Annotated in this window: 6 protein-coding genes; 3 read left to right on the top strand and 3 right to left on the bottom strand. The window is 55.2% G+C overall.

The genetic code is table 11. The annotated features are described in order from the left end of the window. Positions 1–169: 169 nt before the first annotated feature. Both Q0683_RS10210 and Q0683_RS10205 read left to right on the top strand, forming a co-directional pair. Positions 170–544 (top strand): FHA domain-containing protein, encoded by a 375-nt coding sequence (locus Q0683_RS10210; RefSeq protein ID WP_298611511.1) that lies wholly within the window; start codon positions 170–172, stop codon positions 542–544. An 8-nt stretch (positions 545–552) separates the two neighbouring features. Continuing rightward, on the top strand, positions 553–1,161 hold the full coding sequence (locus Q0683_RS10205; protein ID WP_298611514.1) for a biotin transporter BioY: 609 nt from the start codon (positions 553–555) through the stop codon (positions 1,159–1,161). 47 nt (positions 1,162–1,208) lie between these two features. Here the strand turns inward: Q0683_RS10205 and cobN are convergent, their stop codons facing one another. After that, entirely contained in the window at positions 1,209–4,883 is a 3,675-nt protein-coding gene (cobN, locus tag Q0683_RS10200) for a cobaltochelatase subunit CobN (protein ID WP_298977560.1), read from the bottom strand. A 158-nt stretch (positions 4,884–5,041) separates the two neighbouring features. Here cobN and Q0683_RS10195 point away from each other — a divergent pair, with 158 nt between their 5' ends. Beyond that, a complete protein-coding gene (locus Q0683_RS10195) occupies positions 5,042–7,234 on the top strand; it encodes an ATP-binding protein (protein ID WP_298617448.1) in 2,193 nt (730 codons plus the stop codon). Here Q0683_RS10195 and coaE read toward each other — a convergent pair. Together coaE and Q0683_RS10185 are read right to left on the bottom strand one after the other, a co-directional pair. Then, positions 7,205–7,813, bottom strand: coding sequence for a dephospho-CoA kinase (gene coaE / locus Q0683_RS10190; protein ID WP_298977559.1), 609 nt, complete (start codon positions 7,811–7,813; stop codon positions 7,205–7,207). The two genes, Q0683_RS10195 and coaE, sit on opposite strands and share 30 nt — an antisense overlap. Further along, positions 7,806–8,369 (bottom strand): FxLYD domain-containing protein, encoded by a 564-nt coding sequence (locus tag Q0683_RS10185; protein WP_298977557.1) that lies wholly within the window; start codon positions 8,367–8,369, stop codon positions 7,806–7,808. The genes coaE and Q0683_RS10185 overlap by 8 nt, the downstream gene beginning before the upstream one ends. Between the last annotated feature and the right edge of the window lie 376 nt (positions 8,370–8,745).

The following is an 8,745-nucleotide window of genomic DNA, read 5'->3' as shown; positions in this document are numbered from 1 at the left end:
GTCCTATGTTCACCTCACAACTAGACGTTAGAAAGTATTTAATATACCTTTTAATATGCTTTTACTGTTTAATCTAAATATGCGAATAGCCTTTTACTATCCGTATGAGCACTGAAGTTGATGTCTGTAAATTGTCTATTGAAAATTTCAATCTCAGGCGTAGACTTCCATGGCGCACTTTCCCGATGTTGACAAGCAAGCATGGCTGATTGTGTGTTCCCAAGGCACAGTGGTGGGCAAGTATCACCTCGCAGGCAAGGCTGCTTGGAAAATTGGGCGGGCCAGTGACTGTGACATTATCATCCATGATCCCTACGTTTCACGACACCAGGCCACTATTGAGCTACGGCCTCGTGGCAATGCCCTGGTGTACATAATTCGTGACCACAACAGTCGCAATGGCACACTGATTAACGGTACCCTCCTAGCGGATGAGCGGGTACTATACCATGGGGACATTATCATGATGGGGGATACGGATCTCACGTTTCGTTATGCAAGTGCGGCTCCGTCAGTCCCGCCCAATGAGTTGCAGCGCTCTTGAGAAACGACGTGTCACCCCTTGACGAATTTTTGTGGGCAGTTTTAGGCCTCCTGCTAACTGTTGCCGGAACGTTCATGGAAGCCGCGATCGCTATCCCCAACCTGCTGAATGAGGAAGGGCAAGTTGTGTTGCCTAGCTCATGGACGGCGATTCCTGTGTACTCGCTGCCCGTATCGTATCAAGTGGCAGCGGTTCTTTTCGTTGGCTGTATGGGGGGGCGGCAAGCTGCAACCCTCTCACAGGTGGCCTATTTAATTTTGGGACTAAGTGGGTTTCAGGTGTTTTCCCAAGGGGGCGGTCTTGGCTATTGGCGTGAACCGACATTCGGTTATCTTTTGGGTTTTGTGCCGGCGGCTTGGGTCTGTGGTTGGCTCGCCTTTCGCCCCCAAAAGCGGGTAACTCTAGAATGGCTTGCCTTGAGTAGCTTAGCAGGACTGACCCTGATTCACGTTTGCGGTGCTCTCTACCTCGGCGGCTTGGCTCTGGCAGGGCAGTTGAGTCAACCCTTAGGGGAGTTACTAGAGCAGTATTCCCTTTTTGCCTTGCCGGGACAGTTAGTCATTGTCTGCGTGGTGGCAACGGTAGCGCGGGTGCTGCGCTGGATTTTACTCTATTAGGATATAACGCTCTCGCCGGCGGCTGAGGTGAGAACGGAGAACGCCTACTACAGTTGTTCAATTAGACCCTCGGCCTCTAGAGCGAGCGATCGCAGGCGGTCTAAAATTTGCGGATCGGGTGTCTGCCACAGTTGACGTTGAGCTGCTTCTAAGAGTCGCTCAGCCATATCCCGCAGGGCCCAGGGATTGTGCTGCGCCACAAAGGCTTGCATTTCCCCATCGAGTAAGTAGGTCTGAGCAACACCAGCAAACACATAGTCGGGCACACAGCGAGCGGTGGCGGCATAGCCAAAGAGATAATCTACTGTAGCTGCCATTTCAAAGGCGCCTTTGTAGCCATGGCGTTGGATGCCTGCCAGCCATTTGGGATTGACCACACGGGAGCGATAGACCCGCAGTAGTTCTTCTTGAAGAGTGCGAATTTTGGGTTGTTCTGGCCGTGAGTGATCGCCAAAGTAAACCGTGGGTTGCTGCCCCGATCGCGATCGCACCGCCACGGTCAGACCCCCCTGAAACTGGTAGTAATCATCGGAGTCCAATAGATCATGCTCACGGTTGTCCTGGTTTTGCAGCACCACTTGCAGCTGTCTAAGACGTTGCTCAAGGGCTTCAGCCGCATTGTGGCTCCGCCCTTCCCCGGTGTAGGCGTAGCTACTCCAGTGGATGTAGGCGCGGGCTAAATCCTCATCCCCCTGCCAGTTCTGCGCTTCAATGAGGCCTTGCAGTCCAGCGCCATAGGCACCGGGTTTGGAGCCAAAGATGCGAAAGCGCGCCCGTTGTTGGGCTTGCTCTAGAGAAAGACCCTGCTGTTGCCAGTAGGCAGTTTCTTTAGCCACTTGAGCAGCCAAGGGATTTTGATCCGGAGGTTCCTCCAATTGGCTCACTCGCTGCACTGCCTCATCGAAGAGGGCAATTAAATTGGGAAAGGCATCGCGGAAAAAGCCGGAAATCCGCAGCATCACATCTACCCGTGGTCGCCCCAACAGCGATAGGGGAATCACCTCCAAATCCACGACCCGCCGCGAGGTGCCTTCCCACACCGGCCGTACCCCCAGCAGGGCAAGGGCTTGGGCAATATCGTCGCCCCCTGTGCGCATGGTGGCTGTGCCCCATACCGAGAGGCCAAGGGTGCGCGGAAATTCTCCGTGCTCTTGACAGTAGCGTTCAATAAGTGCCGCTGCCGATCGCTCCGCCAACGCCCAAGCCGCCTCCGTGGGTACCGCCCGCAGATCCACTGCATAGAAATTCCGTCCGGTGGGCAGGACATCGGGACGGCCCCGACTCGGGGCACCGGCAGGGCCACTGGGGACGTAGCCGCCATTGAGGCCATGGAGCAAGTGCTGAATTTCCTGGGGAGTCTGCTGCAGGGCAGGGTAGAGTACGCTGCAAATCCAATCCAGTACCCGCTGGGTTGCCCGACCACAGGGGGGGGTTGGGGTGCCGTTGAGCAGAGCCTCCACTAGGTTTGCCGCCGCCGCCTCTAGGGCATTTTGCCACTCCCCCACAGAGCGATAGCCGGGGACAGGACTGGGAGCCGTTGGATCGGCGGTGAGCGGGTCTAAATCTACTCCTTGGTCTTGAGCCAGCGCGCGAGTGAGACCGATATGCTCTGAGCTGGGACTGCGGGCAATAGCAATGATCAAATCCCGCAACTGTTGCCCTTGGGGACATTGGCCAAGGATATGCAGGCCATCGCGGATTTGGGCATCCCGTAAATCGCAGAGGTAGCCATCGGTGCGCGCCAGCCATGCGGCCCATGTTTCCTCTGGATTGGGGGCAGCAATTTCTTGGTCTAAATCCAGTTCTTTAACCAGGGCTTCAATCTGCTGCCGCAGGCGGTTTAAGCGGGGGCGATCGAACTGCTCAGCGGCGTAGTACTCCTCAATGTAGTGGCTGAGGGTCTCTAGGCCACCGTACAACTCGGCGCGGGTAAGGGGCGGCGTCAGGTGATCCAAAATCACCGCTTGGGCGCGCCGTTTGGCTTGGGCACCCTCGCCGGGGTCGTTGACAATAAAGGGGTAAAAGTGGGGCACAGGGCCTAGGACAATTTCTGGAAAGCAGGTCTCACTGAGGGCAATGCTTTTGCCGGGGAGCCATTCCAGATTGCCGTGTTTGCCCACATGGACAATGGCATCTGCTTCAAACACATGGCGCAGCCAAAAGTAAAAGGCCAGATAGTCTGGGGTGGGTTCCAAGTCGGGGGCATGGTAGTTCAAGCTGGGGTCGCGATCGTAGCCTCGGCTGGGCTGAACACCAACAAAGATGTTGCCCCAACAGTTGCCGGCAATGGGTAAATCCGCGGTGGGAAAGGGCCAGCGTTGGTTGATGGCCTCTTGGGCCGCCCTTGGCAGAGCCTGAAAATAGCGCCGGTAGGTTTCAAGGGGGAGAGTGTAGCGGGGCAGCCGCCACTGATTACCTTCGGGGTCGTTGGTGCAGAAGCGGCTCAGGTGTTGAATGAGGGCATCGCCATCGGCAGGGAGGGGATGAGCGCCGAGATCATAGCCGGCTCTCTGAAGTGCCTTGAGCAGCTCTACGGTACTGTTGGGGGTATCCAGACCCACGCCATTGGCAAGACGACCATCGCGACAGGGGTAGTTGGCTAAAATTAGGGCAATACGGCGTTCAGCGGGCGCTTTGCGGCGGAGTTTGAGCCAGTTGGCTGCCAGCTCACTGACCCATTGCAGGCGATCGCCGGCCGGAGTGTAGGTGGTTATGGTCGTTTCTACCTCAGATTGGATTTGCGACACGGTCTTAAAGGAAACTGCGCGGGTAATGATGCGGCCATCCACCTCCGGCAAGACCACGTGCATTGCGAGATCCCGCGGCGATAAACCCTGGGGATGTTGTTGCCAGGTCTCGTAGGGACTGCTGCTGAGAATCACTTGGAAAACGGGGACATCCAACTGCTGCCAAAGATGAACCTCCTGGGGTTTGGCGATCGCAAACCCTGTGGTATTGAGAATTAATTCCACCTTGCCCTGCCATGCCGCCAGTAGCTCCCGTTGCACTTCTGCATCTTGCAGCGAGGAGACAAACACGGCTAGGGGTGCCAGTTGCCGCTGAATTAAGGCCTGGGCAAGGGCATCAATCACAGCGGTATTGCCCGCCAAGTAGTGGGCGCGGTAAAAGAGAATACCCACCTGAGGCCAATTCTCGCCTATCTCCCCTTGAATTGGATAGGAACCCCAGCGAGGAATTCTTTGGGGGGGCAGGGGGGGCTGACCCCAGCCACAGCCGTAGTGGCCAATAAACTCCAAGGCTCGCTGCATATTTTCCTGTCCTCCCTCGCAAAAATATTGCCACAGGCAATCTACCCGTGCTAGCGGCCAACTGGAGAGGCTCATGAGTTCCAAGTCGGGGCGATCGTCCCCCGGTAGGAGAATCAACTGCCCCCCGCGATCGCCGACCACTTGCTGCGCCACCTCTAGGCCATAGCTCCAGTAGCCCCGTCCCCCCAAAAGGCGAATCACAACAACGTCGGCCTGAGCTAGGACGCGATCGCCATAGTCGTCAATGGCTGCTGCTGCTTGTAAATGCAATAAGTTCGCGAGGCGCAGCGGCGGAAAGTCCTTGGGCAGTTGGCGGTAGGCTTGCGCCAGCAGAGCAATATCCGTATCCGCTGCCGTTAAAATAACGATGGGAGCACTGCTTTGCTGTAGAAATGCAACATCGCTGTTATCTGTGGCAACAGTCAGGTCATTCAATGTAAGAATTCGATGCATACCTTGACAAGAATTATTAAAAAAACTGGTGGGCTTTCCCCCCTGTCTTCCCTGAGCCGTTACAACGGAAGTTAATGGGAAAAGCCTCTAGCGATCGCGCCCCGCACGGTGATGCCACTACCTGCGATGAACCGATCCAGGATTGAACTTAAAAAACAATGCGCCAGCCCGTCTTTGATCGAATTTTACCAGCATTTCTCTACGAGCGAATTGCCACCGTCCTGCTTGCAGAAGCAAGTCATCGCGGAGCAACTGTCCTTACCCGTGAAGAACTCATCGCCTCTGCTGACCCCCCTTTTCTCCTTGTTGTGGCCCAGACATTTGCGCTGCTGTTGCAGGCAGACCCCGTGCCCCAGATGGGTGCCTATCGGGTAGAAATTCTCACTAACCCTGGGGCGATCGCCCGCTTCTTGCGCAAAATCCGTAGCCAAGCTCCTGTGAAGCACCGCCCCCTAATCCGCACTGTGTTGCAGCAACTCACCACCTTGAACGGTCAAGAACAGATGTTGCCCACCGATCTGGCGATCGCCCTTATGGCCGTGCTCAGTGAAGAAGCAACGGCTCAGTGTGAAACCTGTCAACCTTTGGTCACCGCAGCCCTCAACGAGCGTCAAGCCCAAGAACGATTGCTCCATCAGGTGACGACTCAGATTCGCCAGAGTCTTGAACTGCCAGAACTGCTAAAAACAGCCGTCGATCGCATTCGCGAGTTTCTGGATGTGGATCGCCTACTGGTGGGGCAATTCAGCTCCACCGAAGGAGAACTCCACGGGAAAATTACCTATGAATCCTGCCGCCATGGGGGTATTCCCTCTGTCCTTGGACTTTGGGATCAATGCTGGCAGTGGTCAGCTTTGCCCACGAGTAGCTATCAGCGCCTTACCCGCGGCGAAACCATTGTTGTGAGCAACATTGAGCAGTTTTACAAAGAAGTGCCCTGTCTCCAGGAGTTTGCTGCCCGTTGGCACATCCGGGCGTGGTTAATTGTGCCAATTATTGTGCAAGACAAACTCTGGGGGGTGCTCATTGCCCACCAGTGCGATCGCCCGCGGCAGTGGCAGCCCCAAGAAATTGAGTTTCTCACCCACCTCAGTCAACATCTGAGCATTGCCATCTATCAAGCCCAACTCTACAGCGAACTCCAACAGCAAAAGGCCACCCTCGAACAGCGTGTTAACGAGCGCACCCAAGCGCTGCGGGAAGCTCTTCGTGCCATGGAAGCTGCCCACCGCATTAAAAACGACTTCTTGGCCACCATGAGTCACGAACTGCGCACTCCCCTGACCTGTGTTATTGGGGTTTCCGCCACCCTGTTGCGCTGGCCCCTTGGCCCGCTGACGGCAAAACAGCGGGAATACCTAGAAATTATCCACGAGAGCGGCACCCATCTGTTGGAATTGATTAACAGTATTCTCGATCTCTGTCAGGCGGAACTGGGGCGATCGCACCTGCATCGCAGCACCTTTTCGATTCGGCAACTGTGTACAGACTGCATAGAAGTCGTCAAACCCCAAGCCCATCGCCATCAGGTCAACCTGCACCACCAACTCATGATTCCCCCCGGTCGCGATCGCTTTTGGGGAGACTACCGCCGCATCCAGCAAATTCTCATTAACTTGCTCAGCAATGCCATTAAGTTCACCCCTGCAAAGGGGGAAGTCATTCTGCGGGCATGGTGGAAAGAGGACGAACTCATTTTTCAAGTGCAGGACAATGGCATTGGTATCCCTGCTCACTTGCAACCTTTGCTCTTTCAAAAATTTCAGCAGTTGGATAGCTCCTTTGGTCGCGCCTATCCTGGAGCAGGTTTAGGCCTAGCCCTGACCAAGCAGTGGGTTGATCTGCACCAGGGTTGGATTGAGGTGGACTCCACTGAAGGCCAAGGCAGTACCTTTACCGTCGGGCTGCCGGCAATCCCTTCAGAACCCCTATCAGACCCCCCCAAAGTCAAGCTGGATGTCCCGCCCCTTGCAACAACAGATGTGCTTGTCGAACCTGCAGGGCGGATTGTTCTTGTGAGTGAGGATGAACCCACCGCCACACTGATTTGTTCCATTTTGACCACAGCGGGCTATCAAGTGATTTGGCTGGTGGATGGTGAAGTGGAGCGGCTGTTGGCACTCACGCCCATTGCTGTCCTCTTTGCAGAACCCTTTAGCTATGGTGATGTGCAAGAGTTAGTGGATCAGCTGCGGCAACGCTGTCCCCCAGAGCAACTCAAAATTTTTATTTTGGGATCAGAGGGGAACTATCAAGGGGTGGATCGCTACATTCCCCTGCCCATTCATCCAGAAAGTTTCCTGCAACAGGTAACAATGGGGCTAACTTCCCTCGCCATTCCTGCCCAGTAGAACAAAGGCCTGATCCACCTGACGGTAGAGTTCCGCAAGGCTCCCTGTATTCCAAAGCACCGTGTCTGCCCGCCGAATCTTCTCCTCTAAGGGCAGTTGACTGGCGATGCGTTGGGCGGCTGCATCTTCAGAGAGGCGATCGCGCTGCTGCAGACGAGCCAACTGTTGCTCAGAGGTGGTGGCCACCACCCAAATGCGATCCACGAATTCCTCAAGGTGAGCCTCAAAGAGGAGGGGAATCACCAAAGCAATAAGGGGTTGATCGCAGGTATCAATTGCTCGCTCCATCTGGGCAATTACCCAAGGGTGAATTTGCGCCTCTAGCCATTGGCGCTCTTGGGGCTGAGCAAAGACAACTTCCCCCAAACGCCGGCGATTAATAGTACCATCCCTACAACAAATTTCACGCCCATAGCGATCAACGATGGCTTGATAAATAGGAGTCCCGACGGCAACTGCCTGCCGCGCTAATACATCGGCGTCCACAATGGGCAGCCCATAGCGTTGCTGCAAGTAGGCAGCCACCACAGATTTACCGCAGGCAATCCCCCCGGTAATGCCGAGGCGAAGTCTAGACACCCCCTTGCAGCACTACCGCTGGCTGACTCAACCGCACCTGTGCTCCGATATCCGCCGGCACATTAGGGAGCATTTTTTGATATGTCACCGTCTGACCGGGAGCGACTGTTGCCGGTTCTGGGGTCGCCGCACCCGTTTGCAGAAGCTCGCCGTTGGCACCCACCACTTCATAGTTAATGGCTTGGATGGTTACGGGTTGGCGGTTATTGTTCGTCACGGTACCGGTCACCACCGAGGACCCCGGCAACTTGAGTACAGGTTGAAGCTGCGGCTGACCCACGCGGATATTGCGTAGAAGCTGTTGTTCTAGAGCCTTGGGGTCAACTTCTTGGGGAGCCCCCGCCGTTGTCGGCGCAGAAGGGGCTGCGGTTGCACTTGAAAGATTGAGCAGATGATTCCAGTAGCGTTGATTACGGCTCCAGGCAGCGGGGGAGTTGCCAATAATCACAATGTCACCTGCTGCCCGTTGTGCCAAGGCAGGCAGAGGGGCGATCGCTCCAAGGAGCACAATACCGGTTAGCCAAAGGGGAAATGGCAATTGAGCTATCTTTAGCATGGCGCACGCTCCTGTGAATGCAGGTTAAACTAAGCGATCTTATCACTAAGACCGCTCGTCTTCAGAACCGAACGTGAGACTTTCACCTCATTCGGCTCCTCAATCAACGGACTCCTGTCATGAGCACCAGCAACCCGGTTTGTTCCGACTTACTGGCTTGATAAATCTGCTTTTGGAGCTTCCAACAATAGCGTTCGATGGCTTTCCAATTTAATTGGTGCCATTCTACTTGCAGTTGCATCTCTCCCTGAGTTTGTACCTCGGTATGGAGCATATTGACTCCTGTTAACAGCTTTATCATTCCGTTGATCGGTTATCCGTCAGCATATCCCTTGGCTTTCCCAAGGGCGTTGGCTTCTGATAACATCCCTCCCAT

The sequence above is a fragment of the uncultured Thermosynechococcus sp. genome, from assembly GCF_938074695.1.
GTDB lineage: Bacteria > Cyanobacteriota > Cyanobacteriia > Thermosynechococcales > Thermosynechococcaceae > Thermosynechococcus.
This window is presented reverse-complemented; position numbering and strand designations above follow the sequence as displayed.